This window comes from Micromonospora zingiberis (assembly GCF_004331455.1).
Taxonomy (GTDB): Bacteria; Actinomycetota; Actinomycetes; order Mycobacteriales; family Micromonosporaceae; genus Micromonospora; species Micromonospora zingiberis.
The window spans coordinates 149,967-165,706 of record NZ_SJJR01000009.1 but is presented as its reverse complement, the minus strand read 5'-3'; the positions used below and the strand labels follow the sequence as shown (position 1 = coordinate 165,706).

At 72.6% G+C, this 15,740-nt stretch carries 15 protein-coding genes; 8 read left to right on the top strand and 7 right to left on the bottom strand.

Annotated elements, in window-relative coordinates; translation table 11 throughout:
* Positions 1-3: 3 nt before the first annotated feature.
* A complete protein-coding gene (locus E0H26_RS15565) occupies positions 4-504 on the bottom strand; it encodes a roadblock/LC7 domain-containing protein (protein ID WP_131304362.1) in 501 nt (166 codons plus the stop codon).
* A 290-nt stretch (positions 505-794) separates the two neighbouring features.
* Between E0H26_RS15565 and E0H26_RS15560 the strand changes: the two genes are divergently transcribed.
* The 3 genes from E0H26_RS15560 to E0H26_RS15550 all read left to right on the top strand — a co-directional run bounded on the left by E0H26_RS15560 (position 795) and on the right by E0H26_RS15550 (position 3,346).
* Positions 795-1,148, top strand: coding sequence for a VOC family protein (locus tag E0H26_RS15560; protein WP_131304361.1), 354 nt, complete (start codon positions 795-797; stop codon positions 1,146-1,148).
* A 91-nt stretch (positions 1,149-1,239) separates the two neighbouring features.
* Positions 1,240-2,463 (top strand): deoxyguanosinetriphosphate triphosphohydrolase, encoded by a 1,224-nt coding sequence (locus E0H26_RS15555; RefSeq protein ID WP_131304360.1) that lies wholly within the window; start codon positions 1,240-1,242, stop codon positions 2,461-2,463.
* 43 nt (positions 2,464-2,506) lie between these two features.
* A complete protein-coding gene (locus tag E0H26_RS15550; protein ID WP_131304359.1) occupies positions 2,507-3,346 on the top strand; it encodes a siderophore-interacting protein in 840 nt (279 codons plus the stop codon).
* A 12-nt stretch (positions 3,347-3,358) separates the two neighbouring features.
* On the opposite strand, the gene E0H26_RS15545 is transcribed toward E0H26_RS15550, so the two are convergent.
* The gene (locus E0H26_RS15545) at positions 3,359-4,273 is read right to left on the bottom strand and encodes an oxidoreductase (protein WP_131304358.1); all 915 of its coding nucleotides are present in this window, start codon (positions 4,271-4,273) and stop codon (positions 3,359-3,361) included.
* Between the two features lie 101 nt (positions 4,274-4,374).
* Between E0H26_RS15545 and E0H26_RS15540 the strand changes: the two genes are divergently transcribed.
* The 3 genes from E0H26_RS15540 to E0H26_RS15530 all read left to right on the top strand — a co-directional run bounded on the left by E0H26_RS15540 (position 4,375) and on the right by E0H26_RS15530 (position 7,728).
* Positions 4,375-5,199 (top strand): helix-turn-helix domain-containing protein, encoded by an 825-nt coding sequence (locus E0H26_RS15540; RefSeq protein WP_131304357.1) that lies wholly within the window; start codon positions 4,375-4,377, stop codon positions 5,197-5,199.
* Positions 5,200-5,326: 127 nt separating this feature from the next.
* Entirely contained in the window at positions 5,327-7,189 is a 1,863-nt protein-coding gene (gene dnaG, locus E0H26_RS15535) for a DNA primase (RefSeq protein ID WP_131304356.1), read from the top strand.
* Complete coding sequence (locus E0H26_RS15530) at positions 7,189-7,728, top strand: hypothetical protein (RefSeq protein WP_131304355.1); 540 nt, start codon at positions 7,189-7,191, stop codon at positions 7,726-7,728. The genes dnaG and E0H26_RS15530 overlap by 1 nt, the downstream gene beginning before the upstream one ends.
* Before the next feature lie 6 nt (positions 7,729-7,734).
* Here E0H26_RS15530 and E0H26_RS15525 read toward each other — a convergent pair whose 3' ends face one another.
* Entirely contained in the window at positions 7,735-8,001 is a 267-nt protein-coding gene (locus E0H26_RS15525) for a flavin reductase (RefSeq protein WP_338106212.1), read from the bottom strand.
* Positions 8,002-9,027: 1,026 nt separating this feature from the next.
* Here E0H26_RS15525 and E0H26_RS15520 point away from each other — a divergent pair.
* Together E0H26_RS15520 and E0H26_RS15515 are read left to right on the top strand one after the other, a co-directional pair.
* Positions 9,028-9,831 (top strand): helix-turn-helix domain-containing protein, encoded by an 804-nt coding sequence (locus E0H26_RS15520; protein WP_165521886.1) that lies wholly within the window; start codon positions 9,028-9,030, stop codon positions 9,829-9,831.
* Complete coding sequence (locus tag E0H26_RS15515) at positions 9,822-10,013, top strand: DUF397 domain-containing protein (protein WP_131304354.1); 192 nt, start codon at positions 9,822-9,824, stop codon at positions 10,011-10,013. The genes E0H26_RS15520 and E0H26_RS15515 overlap by 10 nt, the downstream gene beginning before the upstream one ends.
* Before the next feature lie 661 nt (positions 10,014-10,674).
* Here E0H26_RS15515 and E0H26_RS15510 read toward each other — a convergent pair.
* The 4 genes from E0H26_RS15510 to E0H26_RS15495 all read right to left on the bottom strand — a co-directional run bounded on the left by E0H26_RS15510 (position 10,675) and on the right by E0H26_RS15495 (position 15,683).
* Positions 10,675-11,595: a DUF559 domain-containing protein gene (locus E0H26_RS15510; protein ID WP_165521885.1), complete on the bottom strand. Its 921-nt coding sequence runs from the start codon at positions 11,593-11,595 to the stop codon at positions 10,675-10,677.
* A gap of 265 nt (positions 11,596-11,860) precedes the next feature.
* On the bottom strand, positions 11,861-12,826 hold the full coding sequence (locus tag E0H26_RS15505; RefSeq protein ID WP_131304353.1) for a TAXI family TRAP transporter solute-binding subunit: 966 nt from the start codon (positions 12,824-12,826) through the stop codon (positions 11,861-11,863).
* Positions 12,823-13,215 (bottom strand): roadblock/LC7 domain-containing protein, encoded by a 393-nt coding sequence (locus tag E0H26_RS15500; protein WP_131304352.1) that lies wholly within the window; start codon positions 13,213-13,215, stop codon positions 12,823-12,825. The genes E0H26_RS15505 and E0H26_RS15500 overlap by 4 nt, the downstream gene beginning before the upstream one ends.
* Entirely contained in the window at positions 13,212-15,683 is a 2,472-nt protein-coding gene (locus tag E0H26_RS15495; protein ID WP_131304351.1) for a sensor histidine kinase, read from the bottom strand. The genes E0H26_RS15500 and E0H26_RS15495 overlap by 4 nt, the downstream gene beginning before the upstream one ends.
* Between the last annotated feature and the right edge of the window lie 57 nt (positions 15,684-15,740).

Below are 15,740 nucleotides of genomic sequence, written 5' to 3'. Positions count from 1 at the left end.
GGCTCAGATCGGTGGCCGGCGCCAGGTGATGTGCGGGTCCCGGCGGGGACGCTGGTTCGGCAGGGTGGCCATCGGGGTGCGTACGGCCAGCGGGGCGTGCGGGTCGGGCTGGTGCGGCGCCGGCACCCCTCGACGGCAGGCGGCCAGCGCCGGGCCGGCCCGGTGCACCACCCCCCGCGCCTCCTCGCGCAGCGCGGCCAGGTCGGCTCCGGGGGCGGCGACCAGGGTCAACAGGGCGTCCTGGCCGGCCGGGTAGGTGACCACGCAGCCCGCCGCGGTGTGCACCACGGATTCGTGGAACGAACCCTGCCGGACCATCGCCGCCATCCGGTTGCCGACGCCGAAGCTGGCGGCGGCCAGGGCCGCCAGATGGGTCGCGTCCGTCGGGGGCAGGTCACTGGAGATCAGCAGGCCGTCCGTGCCGGCGAGAACCGTGCCGGTGACCTCGGGTCGGCGTTGGCGCAGCCCCTGCAATTCGGTGCCCATCATCGTTTCCGCGTTCACGAGCGTGTCTCTCCCACCGGTCGTGTCTCCGCCTCAACAGGTGACGTTCCGCGATGGCGACGCTACCGGTGGGACATCCCTTCGCGCGATCCCGTGACCGTCGGCAATCGGACCACAACTCTCGTCTGATCGGAGGATGTGGACCCGCCGGCCGCTGGTCGTCGGCGCGCCGACCGGCTCGTGCCGGCGTAACCTGAGCTCGCCCGATGACCGTCGTCGCGAAGGGGTGGCCGGATGAGTGTGCGTACCGGGCTGTCAGGTCTCGCCGGTGAGCGGCCGGTGGTGTCGGCATGACCAGTGTCTGGGTGAGCCTGACCATCGATGCTCGTGATCCGGCCCGGCTGGCCCGCTGGTGGGCCGAGGCGCTCGGCTACCAGGTGGTCACCGAGCAGCCGGACGAGGTGGAGATCCGGCCGTCCGCCGACCGGCTGCCCGGCATCGTCTTCGTGCCGGTGAACGGTGCCAAGGAGGGCAAGAACCGGCTGCATCTCGACCTGCGCCCGGCCGACCGGGAGGCCGAGGTGGAACGCCTGGTCGACATGGGCGCCCGGCACGTCGACGTGGGCCAGGACGGCAGCGACTGGACGGTGCTCGCCGACCCGGAGGGCAACGAGTTCTGCGTACTCCGGCCGGGTGGGGCATGACCGTCCGGCGGCCGATCCCGACCCCGATCGGGACGCCGGGCCGGCGCCGGGGACCGGCCGGGAGCCTGAGCGCGGGACCGGCCCGGACGTCGTGAGTGGAGACGCGGCGCGCCGGGTGACCGAGCCGGCCAAGGACGCGGGGCACGGCCGGTCGCCGTACGAGCGGGACCGGGCCCGGGTGCTGCACTCGGCGGCGTTCCGCCGGCTCGCCGCGAAGACCCAGGTGCACACGGCCGGCACGGACGACTTCCTGCGTACCCGGCTGACCCACTCGCTGGAGGTGGCCCAGATCGCCCGGGAGATGGGCGCCCGGCTGGGCTGCGACCCGGACGTGGTGGACACCGCCGGGCTGGCGCACGACCTGGGACACCCGCCGTTCGGGCACAACGGCGAGGCCGCGTTGGACGCGGTCGCCGCCGCCTGTGGCGGCTTCGAGGGCAACGCGCAGACGTTGCGGGTGCTGACCCGCCTGGAGGCCAAGGTGTACGCCGCCGACGGCAGCTCCGTCGGGTTGAACCTCACCCGCGCCTGCCTCGACGCGGTCGCCAAGTACCCGTGGCCGCGCCGACCGGGCCGGCGCAAGTTCGGGGTGTACGCCGACGACCTGCCCGTCTTCGACTGGCTGCGGGAGGGGGCGCCGGCCGGGGAGCGGCGCTGCCTGGAGGCGCAGGTGATGGACTGGGCCGACGACGTGGCCTACTCGGTGCACGACGTGGAGGACGGCATCCACGGCGGATACCTGACGCTGGAGTTGCTGCTCGCCGACGCCGACGAGCGGGCCGCGCTCTGCGCCGACGTGGCCGCCATCTACTCCACCGAGTCGCCCGACTATCTGGGCCAGGTGCTGGTGGAACTGCTCGCCGATCCGGTGCTCGCGCCGCTGGCCGGCTACGACGGCAGCCATCGTGCCCAGGCCGCGCTCAAGGCCACGACCAGTGTGCTGACCGGTCGCTTCGTGTCGACCGCCGTCGCCGCGACCACGGCCCGGTTCGGCACCGGTCCGCACCGTCGCTACGCCGCCGACCTCGTCGTACCCCGGCCGTTGCGGGCCCGGTGCGCCCTGCTCAAGGGCATCGCCCTGCGGTACGTCATGCGCCGCCCCGACGCGCAGGGGCGCTATCGGCGGCAGCGGGAGATCCTCACCGACCTGGTGCGGGTGCTGACCGAACGGGCCCCGGACCCGCTGGATCCGGTGTTCGCCCCGCTGTGGCGGGCCGCCCCGGACGACGCCGGCCGGCTTCGGGTGGTGGTCGACCAGGTGGCCTCGCTCACCGATCCGGCCGCCCTCGCCTGGCACTCCCGCCTGCTCGGCTGAGACCGGCCGGCCGGGGCTGGGCGGGTGAGGTTAGCCTAACCAGATGACCGAGCGCCCGAAGACTGTCACCGCCGCCCGTGTGCTGGGCACCGAGCGGCCCACCGCGCACGTGGTCCGGCTGGTGCTCGGTGGGCCGGAGCTGGTCGGCCTTCCGGTCGGTGAGTTCACCGACCACTACATCAAGATCGTCTTTCCGGTGCCGGGAGTCGACTACCCGCGCCCGATGGATCTCGGCGCGATCCGCCGGGACCTGCCGCGCGAGCAGTGGCCCCGGCTGCGGGCGTACACCGTGCGGGCCTGGGATCCCACCGCCGGGCAGATGACCGTCGACGTGGTGCACCACGGTGACGAAGGGCTGGCCGGCCCCTGGGCCGCCGCCCTGCGGCCCGGAGACGAGGTGCTGTTCACCGGGCCCGGTGGGGCGTACGCGCCGAGCCCGGACGCGGACTGGCACCTGCTGGTCGGCGACGAGAGCGCGCTGCCGGCGATCGCCGCGTCCCTGGCCCGGCTGCCGCTGGACGCGCCCGCGCACGTCTTCGTCGAGGTCGACGGCCCGGCCGACGAGCAGCCGCTGCCCAGCCCCGGCGCGGTACGCCTGACCTGGCTGCACCGGGGCGAACGCCCGGTCGGTGCGGCTCTGGTGGCCGCCGTCCGCGAACTGGAGTTCCCGCCCGGCACCGTGCACGCCTTCGTGCACGGCGAGGCCGGCTTCGTCCGCCAACTGCGTCGGCTGCTGCGGGTCGAGCGCGGCGTGTCGCGCGAGTGGCTGTCCATCTCCGGCTACTGGCGGCTCGGCCTGGACGACGAGGGCTGGCGGGCCACCAAACCCGACTGGAACCGCCAGGTGGAAGCAGACGAGACCGCCACCCCGGTCGCCCGCTGACCCGGCGCCGGCTCAGAGGTACGCGACGCCGGTGAGCCGCGCCGCCTGCGCCCACATCCGCCGCCCGTTGCCCGGATCGCGGGCCGGTGCGCTCGCCCGCACCTCCGTGACCGGCCCCCGCACCTCCAGCACGCCGCGTGGCCCGAAGAACTGACCACCCCGTACGCCGGTCGCGGTCGCGGCGTACAGCTGTGGCCGGGCACCCGCCTCGACCCGGCTGACCGACAGTGAGGTGAGCCGGCTCAGGGCCCGCATGAACCGGTTCTGGTCGGCCATCGCCCGGGGGGTGAGATTGGTACGGGTCATTCCGGGGTGGGCGAGCACGCTGATCACCGGCGACCCGCTGGCGCGCAGGCGGCGGTCCAGCTCCAGGCCGAGGATGGTGCCGACGAGTTTCGAGATCGCGTACGCCCGGGACCCCTGGTAGGAGCGCACGGACATCAGGTCGTCCAGGTCGAGATTGCGCCACCGGTGCACGATCGACGACAGGGTGACCACGCGGGGCTCCTTTCCCACGGCCAGCCGGTCGAGCAGGAGGCCGGTCAGCGCGTACGGCCCGAGGGCGTTCGTCCCCATCTGCTGGTCGAACCCGTCCACGGTCAACGGGGGCCGCTTGCCGGTCAGGGCCACTCCGGCGTTGTTGACCAACAGGTCGACGTCGCCGGGAAGATCCGCCGCGAAGGCGTGGATCGACGCCAACGACGCCAGGTCCACCTTCCGCACCTCGACCTCGGCCCCCGGCACCGCGCGCCGGATCGCCCCGGCCGCCTCCTCGCCCGCCGCGACGTTACGTACCGCGAGCACCACCGCGGCCCCGTGCCGGGCCAACTCCAGCGCGGTGACCCGACCCACGCCCGAATTCGCCCCGGTCACCACCGCCCGCCGGCCGTGCTGGTCGGGAATCTGTTCTTCGGTCCAGTTCTGCATGTCGCGAAGGCTAGGAGCCCGCGCCGACGGCCGGAGAGACCTGACCAACCTGGGACCACGGGACCTACCCTGCGGCCGGACCGGCGCGGCACACTGGCCGGGTGACCACCACGGCGTACACCCGCGAGCTGGCGGACTTCCTGCGTAACCGCCGCTCCCGGCTGCGCCCGGAGGAGATCGGCCTGGCGCCCGGCCCACGCCGCCGGGTCGCCGGTCTGCGTCGTGAGGAGTTGGCCCTGCTCGCCGGCGTGAGCACCGACTACTACCAGCGCCTGGAACAGGGCCGCGACGTTCGCCCCTCCGACGACGTGCTGACCGGCATCGCCCGCGCCCTCGCCCTGAACGCGGAGGAGACCCGCCACCTGCGCGCCCTCGCCCGTCGCGCGCAGCGGCCACCGAAGCCGCGCCGCCGCACCCGGGAGACGGTCCCGGAGAGCACCGGCCGGCTGCTGCACAGCCTGCACACCCCGGCCGTGGTGGTCAGCCGCCACCTGGACCTGCTCGCCTGGAACAGCATGGCTGCCGCGCTCTATCCGGGCATCGGCCACCGCAACGCCCTGATCGAGATGTTCACCCACGCGGAGACGTACGGCCGGTGCACCGGCTGGCGGGAGACGGTGCTGGACTATCTGGGTTTCCTGCGCGCCGCGGTCGCCGCCGACCCGGAGCACCCGCGCGCCCAGGAGATCGTCGGCACGCTCAGCATCCGCAGCGAGGAGTTCCGCCGGCTCTGGGCCCGCCACGACGTACGCGAGTCGGTCCACGGCAGCAAGGTCTTCACCCATCCGCAGGTCGGCGAGCTGCGCCTGGACTGGGACGCCTATACGCCGCCGGGGCGTACCGGGCCGATCCTGATCGCCTACACCGCCGCACCCGGCAGCGCCGCCGCCGAGCGACTGGCACTGCTCGCCACGTACGCGGCGTAGCTGAGCCGGGCTCGTGGTTAACAAGGGGCCCTTCCTCTACCGCAGGCGTTAAGAGGGTGCCCTTCCTTACCCCCGCACCCGGGCCGAGCGCGCGGCAGGGCAGGATGTAGCCGGAGGGGGTGGCGGCATGGCGGGGCGGATCCGGGACGAGGACATCGCGCTGGTCCGGGAGCGTACGTCCATCACCGAGGTCATCTCCGACACCGTGACGCTCAAGTCGGCCGGCGCCGGCAACCTCAAGGGGCTGTGCCCCTTCCACGACGAGAAGAGCCCGTCGTTCAACGTCTCGCCGGCCCGCAACGTCTGGTACTGCTTCGGCTGCGGTGCCGGCGGCGACGCCATCAAGTTCCTGATGGACGCCGAGCATCTCAGCTTCGTCGAGGCGGTGGAGCGGCTCGCCGCCCGGGTCGGGTTGCAGCTGCGCTACCTGGAGGACGACCGGCCCGCCCCGCGCGGCAACCGGCCCCAGCAGGGGCAGCGGCAGCGACTGGTCGCCGCGCACGCCGCCGCGGTGGAGTTCTACACCGCCCAGCTGACCACGGCGGGCGCGCGTACCGCCCGGGAGTTCCTGGCCGAGCGCGGTTTCGACCGGGCCGCAGCCGAACGGTACGGCTGCGGGTTCGCCCCGGAAGGCTGGGACCCGCTCACCCGGCACCTGCGCCAACACGGGTTCAGCCACGACGAGCTGGTCACCGCCGGGCTGTCCCGCCCGGCCCGCTCGGGCAGTCTGATCGACCGGTTCCGGCGTCGGCTGCTCTGGCCGATCCGCGACCTGACCGGCGACGTGATCGGCTTCGGTGCCCGCAAACTCTTCGCCGACGACGACGGCCCGAAGTACCTCAACACCCCCGAGACGCCGATCTACAAGAAGTCGCACGTGCTCTACGGCATCGACCAGGCCAAACGGGAGATCGCCAAGCAGGGCCGGGTGGTGGTGGTCGAGGGCTACACCGACGTGATGGCCTGCCACCTGGCCGGGGTGCCGACCGCCGTGGCGACCTGCGGCACCGCGTTCGGCGGCGACCACATCGGCGTACTGCGCCGGCTGCTGCTGGACACCGACGCCGTCGCGGGCGAGATCATCTTCACCTTCGACGGGGACGCCGCCGGGCAGAAGGCCGCGCTGCGCGCCTTCGAGGACGACCAGCGCTTCGTCGGGCGTACCTTCATCGCGGTCAGCCCCGACAACATGGATCCCTGCGACCTGCGGCTGGCAAAGGGTGACCTGGCCGTCCGCGACCTGGTCGCGCGCCGCGAACCGCTCGTCGACTTCGCGCTGCGGCACGTGATCAGCCGCTACGACCTGGACACCGTCGACGGGCGGGTCGAGGCGATGCGCCGGGCCGCGCCGCTGGTGGCCAAGCTCAAGGACCAGGAAAAACGCCCGGAGTACGTCCGCAAGCTCGCCGGTGACCTCGGCATGGAGATCGAGCCGGTGCAGCGGGCGGTGCTGGCCGCCGCCTCCGGACGACCGGTGGACGGGCCGGCGCGTCCCGCCCGGACCGTACCGAGCGTGGACAGTCCCCAGTCGATGGTCGAGCGGGAAGCGCTCAAACTGGCCCTACAGGAGCCGGTGCTGGCCGGGCCGATGTTCGACGCGGTCGAGGCGTCCGACTACCGGCACCCGGTGCACGTGGTGGTCCGGACGGCGATCGCGGCGGTCGGCGGTGTCGGGGCGGCGACCGGCGGTGCGGTGTGGGTGGAGGCGGTCCGCGACGCCTGCGAAGACCTGGCGGCCCAGGCCCTGGTCGGCGAGCTGGCGGTGGAGCCACTGCGGATCGACGGGGAGCCCGACCCACGGTACGTCTCGATCACCATGGCCCAGCTGCAATGGGGTTCGGTCACCGCGCGGATTCGGGAACTCAAGTCACGGATCCAGCGGATCAACCCGGTCAACAACAAGGACGACTACTTCGCCACCTTCGGTGAGCTGCTCTCGCTGGAGCAGCACGCCCGGGCCCTGCGCGAGCAGGCGGCGGGAGGACTGTGATGCTCAAATTGTTCCGCCGTCGCCCGAAACTGCCGCCCGCCGCCCGTCCGCCGCTGGAGCGCGACGAACGGGTGCTGGCCTGGGCTGCCGTCGGTAACGGCGAGGGCGACGGGGTGGTGGTCGCCAGCAACCTCGGGCTCTGGCTGCCCGGTCGCGGTCACCGGATCGGCTGGCACGACATCGTCAAGGCGGTCTGGTCCGGCCGGGAACTCACCGTCACCCCCGGCGAACAGGTCGCCGAGCGGGACGGCTACCTGGTGGTCGCCGACCGCCCGGCGGAACGCTATCTGCTGCTCGACCCGGGTGAACTGCCCCACCAGGTACGCACCCGGGTCACCAAGTCCGTGGCGTACACCCAGCATCACGCCCTGCCCGGCGGCGCCGGCCGGATCGTCGGCCGCCGGGTGCCCGGCGTCGACGGTCTGACCTGGATGGTCCACTACGACCCCGGCACCCCCGTGGACGACGAGTCGGTGGTCGCCGAAACCGGCCGCCTGGTCGACGCGGCCCGCATCGCCACCACACCCGCAGGTCTCTGACCCCGCTCAGCGGGATCGCGCCCAGGTCAGGAAACGATCGGCCAGCCGCTCCGGCGAAAGCTGGCCGTCGAGGTCGCCGGCCGCGTCGTACATCAGCCCGCCGAGGTAGACCAGCAGGCCGGTCCGGTTCGTGCGGTACTCGCCGAGCAACGCCAACCGGGCCGGCGAGCACGGCCAGGCCGCCCCGCACACCCGACACCGCCAGGACGGCCGCGCCGCGACGTGCGGCCGGTAGCGGGCCATCAGCGCCGCCGCCCCTCCTCGTGCCCCCACGGCGCCGGCAGATGGCGGCCAGCGTCTCCCGGTCCGGCCCGGCGGATTCGCGGATCCTCCTCGTTGTTGCGTGTCGATGGCCGGTGGTGGTCAGCGTCTCCGGGTCCGGACCGGCGGATTCGTGGATCTTCCTCGTTGTTACGTGTCGCCGGCCGGTGGTGGTCAGCGTCTCCGGGTCCGGCCCGGCGGACTCTCGGAACCTGCTCGTTCCTGGGCGGCGCCGGCCGGTGGCGGCCCCCGTTCGCCCGCCACTCCTGCGCGCGGGTGAGCCACCCTGGACGCCCCGGCCCGTTGATCGGAAAGATCTCCGTCGGCGCGGTCGCCCACGCCGGTCGACCGTTCGGGTTGTCGCCCTCCGCCGAGGGCAGGCGTGTCGGCTGCTGGCCGAAGCTCTGGCCCGGCTCGATCGGGTGCGCCGAGGGCTCGTTGGAATGCCGACACGACGAGGTCGCGCATGCCGGCCGCTCGCTCGGGGTCTGCCCTGGTGGGGTGGCGTATGCCGGGCGCTGGGTCGGGGTTTGCCACGGTGGGGTGGCGTATGCCGGGCGCTGGCTCGGGGTCTGCCGCGGTGGGGTGGCGTATGCCGGGCGCTGGCTCGGGGTCTGCCGCGGTGGGGTCGCGCATTCCGGCCGCTCGCCCGGGGTCTGCCCTGGTGGAGTCGCGCATGCCGGGCGCTGGGTCGGGGTCTGCCCTGGTGGGTTCGCGCATGCCGGGCGCTGGCTCGGGGTCTGCCACGGTGGCAGTGGCTGGGCGTAGCGGGTACGCCGGGGGAGCGGCATGGGCGTGGCCGGGGGTCGACACTGCCAGAACCTGAGTCGCATGGAGCCTCCGTCGAGGTGAGAGGGGCGCCGGCTGCTCGTCGGGTGCCGGCGCCCCGGCCTGGTTCCGCCCGCCGTCCGATCCCGTGAGCGGTTCCGCTGCGTGACAGTCTGGTGAGGACGCGACTACGGTGGGAGGCTCGGCGCGGTGACGGTGAGCGCGTCCAGGCCGAACCCTCAGCGGTACGAAAATGTACGGAGGCTGTCCGTGGAACGCTCGTCCATGCTGGAGCACTTCGCGGAGGAACTGCGGCTGGCCCGGACCGCCGCCGACATGTCCCAGAACGCGCTCGCCGAAGCGCTCAGCTACTCGCCCGCCCTGGTGGCGAAGGTGGAGACCGGTGCGCGGCGACCCAGCCTGGACTTCGCCCGCCGCTGTGACACGGTGTTCGGCGCAGCCGGCCGTTACGAACGCATCCAGCGCCGAATCAGCCGCGAAACCGTGGTTCCCTGGTTCCGCGACTGGGTTGGCGTGGAGCAGGAAGCAACGGCGTTGCGTTCATTCGAGCCGCTCTGCGTGCCGGGACTGTTGCAGACGGAGGCATATGCCCGCGCGCTGCTGTCCGGTGGCGGGTTGTTCGCCTCGGATGAAATCGAGCAGCAGGTGACGAACCGGCTGGACCGTCAGGCAGCATTGATCCGTGACCGGCCGCCTCTGCTGAGCGTGGTCATCGATGAACATGTGCTGCGTCGCCGGATCGGCGGGCCGGAGGTGATGCGCGAGCAACTGCTCCAACTGGTGAAGCTCGGCAAGACGTTGCCGCGAGTCCGGATCCAGGTCGTGCCGCTGACCGCAGGTTCATACGCGGGGCTTAGCGGTCCCTTCGTGCTAGCTACCTCAGCCGCTGGTGATGACGTCATCTACCTGGAGGGACAGCGTCATGGCCAGGTGATTGATCGCCCCGAGTACGTGCAACAGATGGTCGAGGTTTGGGAGTCGATCCGGGGTGAGGCACTATCGCAGCAGCAATCCCTTGACCTGATAGCGGAAGTGGCGGAGACATGGAATTGAACGGCGCCCGGTGGCGCAAGAGCACCCGGAGCGGCCCCGACGGTGGCAACTGTGTGGAGGTTGCCGACAATCTGTCCGGTGTGGTGGGCGTACGTGATTCGAAGGACCCGGGCGGTCCCACGTTGGTGTTCTCCCCGACGTCCTGGCAGGCGTTCGTCACCCAAGTTGTCGTGGGTCGGTGAGTCGAGCAGATCTTGGTACGAACTGGCCCTCGTAGGGGCGCTTTCGTTCCAAGATCGCTGGACTGCTGGCGCTCGGCGGCGGGGGCGGGGCGGCGGGGCGGGTGGTGGACGGTAGTGGGTGGTGGACGGTAGTGGGTGGTGGACGGTGGTAGGTGAGGTGGAGGCGCGGAGGCGCGGAGACGCGGAGATCGGTGGATCTTGGTGAGGGGTGGCCCCTGGAGGGGCGTTTTCGTACCTAGGTCGCTGGGCTGGTGGTGCTCGGCTGCGGGGGCGGGTTGCGGCGGGGCGGGTGGTGGATGGTGGTAGGTGAGGCGAAGACGTGGAGCTGGGTGGATCTTGGTGAGGGGTGGCCCCTGGAGGGGCGTTTTCGTACCTAGGTCGCTGGGCTGGTGGTGCTCGGCTGCCGGGCGGGTTGCGGCGGGGCGGGTGGTGGATGGTGGTAGGTGAGGTGAAGACGTGGAGCTGGGTGGATCTTGGTGTGGGGCGGCCCTTGGAGGGGCGTTTTCGTACCTAGGTCGCTGGGCTGTTGGTGCTCGGCTGCGGGGGCGGGTTGCGGCGGGGCGTGGGGTGGACGGGTGGTGGGTGGGGTGGAGACGTGGGGTGGGTGGATCTTGGTGTGGGGCGGCCCTTGGAGGGGCGCTTTGGTACCAAGATCTTGGGGTTAGGGGCGCCAGCCGGCTGCTAGTAGGGCGGCGCGGAGTTGGGCGATGACGTCGGTGGGGTGGTGGCGGATGGCCCAGGCGGGAAAGCGGAGCACGCGGTCGCCGTTCTGCCACAGGTCGTTCTGCCGGCGCATGTCCGCCCAGGCGGTGGCCGGGTCGAGGTGCTGGCTGCCGTCGATCTCCACGTGCACCTGCCATTCTTCGAACAGGGCGTCCAGATAGCGGCGTCTGCCGGTGGCGTCGCGGCGAACGGCCTGCCGGGTCGGTTCGGGCAGCCCGGCGTGGCGGACCAGGCGGAGAAAGTCGAGTTCGGGCAGGGAATGGGAACCGCCGGCCGCGTCGGCGGCGGTCTGGCCGATCAGGCTGCGCCGCCGGGCCCGGGGGAGACGGTCGAGTACCTGCCGCACGTCGTCACCAGCGACGAGGCGCTGCTGAAAGCCGGCCGCGATTATCGATCGAGCCTGCTGGTCGCTCGGCGCCCACTGCGCCGCGTCCACCAGTGACCGGGCCGGCATCGTGCGGCGTGGCTGACCCACGGCGAGAATGTCCGACTCCGGCAGCAGAGTGGTGCGGTGCACCCGGATCCCCGGCGGCAGGGACCGTGCCCGGCAACTGGCCGGCAGCAGGATGTGTACGAGTCCGTCGTCGTACCTGCGCAAACCCCAGGCGCGGGCCGCGCTCAGCCCACCGAGCATCGCCGCCGGCCCGGCGGACAGGACGCCGATCCACGGCAGTTGCGCGGGCGCGATCGGGCCGTTGTGCGTGACGTAGACGGCGCGGTGCACCCGCCGCCAGCGACCTGAGCTGACGCGGTGGCGGATCGCCTTGGGTGACAGATGCTGGCGGGCCTGGTCGAGGCTGAGCACATGTTCCTGGTGGAACAACAACCAGGTCAGCTCGTCCGCGTCATCCCCCGGCAACTCCCGCCCGAACCGCCCCCCGCCCCCCTCCCACGCCGCCCCGCGCCCTGGCCATGCTTCCCCGCGCCTTGGCTGCTCCGCTCCGGGTCCTGCCCGCCCCGGCCCGATCGCCCCGCGCTCTGCTCGTTCCGCACCATGCCTCCGCATGCCGCTACCCTGCCCACCTCATGCTGCATCGCGCTGTCCCTGTGGATAGCCGCGAGATCTTGGTACGGAAGCGCCCTCAGAGGGGCACTTTCGTACCAAGATCGGCTCGACATCGGGGTCAGGTGCCTTGGTAGTAGCGGGCGGCGCCGGGGTGTAGGGGGATGGGGTCGGTGGTTTGGGCGGATTCGCGGTCGTAGTTGCGGGCCTCGGGGTGGGCCACGGCGAGGTCGGCTTGGTAGGTGAAGAGCAGGCGGGTCAGGTCGTACGCCAACTGCTCGGGCATGTCCGCGCTGACCAGGATCACGTTGGCCACCGTGATTGTGGGTGTGCCGGTCGGCGTGTCGTAGGTGTCGGCGGGTAGTTCGGCGGTGGTGTAGACCGAGCCGTGTGCGGCGCTGAGCGGCTCGATCAGGTCGGCGATCGGCAGCAGGGCGAACCGGTCCGGTGCGCCGCTGAGCAGGTCGGCGATGCCGGGGGTGGGTAGACCGCCGGAGAAGAACATGGCGTCGAGGGTGCCGGCGCGCATCCGGGCCACGGTTTCCGGCAGGGACAGGCGGGCTCGGCGGACATCCTTGTCCGGGTCGAGGCCGGCGGCGGTGAGCAGGCGTCCGGCGATGACGTCGGTGCCGGACTTCGGTGAACCGGTGGAGACCCGTTTGCCGCGTAGCGCCGCCAGATCGGTGATCAGCGCGTCGGCCCGCACGATGACGTGGGTGTAGTTGCTGTAGACCCGGGCCAGGGCGCGTACCGGTTGGGCTTGGCCGGCGAAGGCGCCCCGACCGGCGGTGGCGTCGGCGGCGGTGTCGGCCAGGCTGAAGGCGATCTCCATGTCGCCGTCGACCAGCCGGGTGATGTTCTCCCCGGAGGCCCCGGTCGGCTCGGCGCGGGCCTCGTAGCCGGGCAGGTGGCGGCTGATGACGTCGGCGTACCCGCCGCCCAACTGGTAGTAGACGCCGGTGGTGTTGCCGGTGGCCAGGAAGATCCGCCCGTCGTGCCACGGTGCTGGTTCCGGTGCGGGCTCGGCGCCGCAGCCGGCCGACAGTACGACCACCAGCAGTGCCGCCAGCGGCAGCCGCCGGTTCATGCGCGTACCGCCGGTTCGAGTGCCTCGGCGACCCGCTGGACCAGCGTGGCCGTCTCGTAGCCGATCTGGCCGAGGTCACAGCCGGAGGTGGCCAGCACTCCGAGCAGGGCGCGGTCCCCGACCGCCATGACCAGCAGTACCCCGCCGTCCATGTCGACGATCTGCTGGCGTACCCGGCCGGCGGACATCAGCCGGGCGGCGCCGACGGTCAGGCTGGCCAGGCCGCTGATCACGGCGGAGAGCTGGTCGGCCTGGTCGGTCGAGAGGTGGGGTGAGGCGGCCAGCCGCAGCCCGTCTCCGGAGACGGCGAGGGCGTGCGACACGTCTGGAACGTGCTCGGCGAAGTTGGTCAGAAGCCAGTCGAGTCCGGGGCTGACGGTGGGCATCATTCGGGCCTCCCGGTGGGTTTCGTCTGCTGGTTACGTCGCATCGCGTAGGCCACTCCGGCGGACAGCGCGGACAGCCGGGCGCGTACCACCTCCGGGTCGAGCAGGTCGCCGGTGGTCTGCTGTGGGGGTACGTGGTGCAGCTCGGCCTGCAAGCCGCTACCCCGGATGCGCCGGGGCAGCCCCGCCCGGGTCGCCGCCGTCGACCCCCCGTCGGCCTGCCAGGCCGGCTGGCCGTTGGTCGCCGCAGCGCCGCCGGGCTGCGAGGGCTGGCCGTTGACCGACCCGGGCTGCCAGGTCGGTTGACCGTTGGCCGGTGTCGGCGCTGACCACGACGGCTCGCCTGACCACGACGGCTCGCCCGGCCAGTTCGTGGCGGCGGTGGCGCCGACGACCGGCAGCGCCATCGTCGGGGCCCGATGCGCGCTGAGCTGAGCCGGTACGCCGGTGTCCGCCGTGGACCGGAAGGAGGGAGCCCTGAACCAGGCGTTGGCCGGTACGGGGGCCGAGCGGGCGCCGGAAACCGGGCGCCCGGTGGCCTCCTCGACCCGGGAGAGCAGCGTCTCCGGTACGTCCACATGCGCCACCGTGCCGGTGCCGGTGCTGTGCAGCCGTACCCGGATGCCGTGCCGGGCGGCGAGGTGGGCCACCACGTGCAGGCCCATGCTGCCGGCCGCAGCGCTGGACAGCATGGCCGGTGCGCCCAGCCGTTCGTTGATTTCGGCGAGCCGGCTCGCGCCGATGCCGATGCCCTGATCGTGTACGCGCAGGACGAGCCCGTCGACGGTACGCCGGCCGTCCACGTGCACCGGCGACTGTGGCGGCGAGTACGAGGTGGCGTTCTCCAACAACTCGGCCAGCAGGTGCACCAGGTTGCCCACGGCCGAGCCGTGCACCGCGACGGCGGGCACGTCGATCTCGATCCGGGCGTACTCCTCGATCTCGGAGGCGGCGCCGCGTACCACGTCGGCCAGCAGGTGTGGTCCCTCGTGCGAGCGGCCCGGTTCACCACCGGCGAGGACGAGCAGGTTCTCCCCGTTGCGGCGCATCCGGGCGGCGAGGTGGTCGAGGGCGAAGAGTCGGGCCAGCGCGTCGGGATCGGTCTCCTCCTGCTCGAACTCGTCGAGCAGACGCAACTGCCGGGTGATCAGCGTACGGATCCGGCGGGCCAACGCCTCGACCATCCGGGTCACGTCCATCCGCAGCTCGGCCTGCTCGCCGGCCAGTCGCAGGGCGGCCCGGTTGACGGTGTCGAACGCCTCGGCCACCTGGGCGATCTCGTCGCGGCCACCACTGATACCGGCGGTGAGCTGGGACGCCGGGCTCTCGGCCCGGCCACTGTCGCCGGCCGAGATCGCGGTGATCCGCTCCGGCAGTTCCCGGTGCGCCATGGTGAGCGCGGCGACCCGTAGCCGGCGCAGCCGGCGGCTGGTGCGTACCGCCAGCAGCGCGGCGGCGGCCAGTGCGGCCAGCGCCAGCGCACCGGCCGACCCGCCGGTGACCAGGGCGCGTTGCCACGCCTCGGTGGCCAGTTCGACGGCGCGGCGGTCGAGTTCGTCGGAGAGTTCCCGGCCCAGCAGGTTGAACCGGCGGATCACGCCACTCTGCGCGACGTACCAGGCGTCGCCGTCGGTGGCGAGCGCGGCCGGCTCGGTTTCGGCGTTCAACGCGCTGTCGCGCATCCGCCGGGCGGTGGACACGTCGCTGCCGGCGAGCAGACGGGTGTACCTGGCGGCGGCCCGCTCCCCGGCGATCCGGGAGAATTCCGCCTGCCGCTGTTCCTGCGCGCCGCGCAGCCGACCGAGCCGGACGAGTTCACCCCGGGCCAGTTCACCTCGGACGAACACCGTCCGCAGCAGGTCACGTTCCACCGAGGCCAGGTGTTCCTGGGCGGCCACGGCGGCCACCTCGCGGGCCCGGTTGGCCAGTTCGGGGTCGCGTAGCTGACCGGGAAGCGCGTCGGCGACGGCGAGCAGCGACTCCGCCAGAGCCAGGTAGACCCCGTCGGCGGAGTCCGCGCCCAACGCGGCGACCCGGGCCTCGTCGAGCTGGTCGAGCTGCTCGGTCACGCCGTCGAGGGGCCGGCCGAGGTCGGGAGCCGCCCGCCGGGCGTCCTGACTGGCCACCCGGTAGCGCTCGGCGGCCGCGTCCACCCGGTACCGCTGGGCGTCGACCAGCTGTCGACCGGAGGTGCCGCCCCGCTGGCGCAGCGCGGCCGTCTCGGCGAGTTCCCGCTCCAACTCGTGCACCAGGGACACGGTGGCGGTGGCGGTGCCGGCCAGGACCCGGGCGCGCTGGGCGTCGGTGGAGGAGGTCAGGGCGGTACCGGTCTGGATCGCGCCCAGCACGACCAGCCCGGTGGTGGCGACCAGGATCGGGGCGAGCAGTTGGGTACGCACCGACCGCAGCCGGCCGGTGTGACCGGACGGACGGTTGTGCCGGCGTACGCGGGCCAGGGTGGGCAGCGGCACGGGGGTCTCCCGAGTTCGGGGTGGTCGGGTCGGGCGGTGCGGGCCCGACCCGACCAC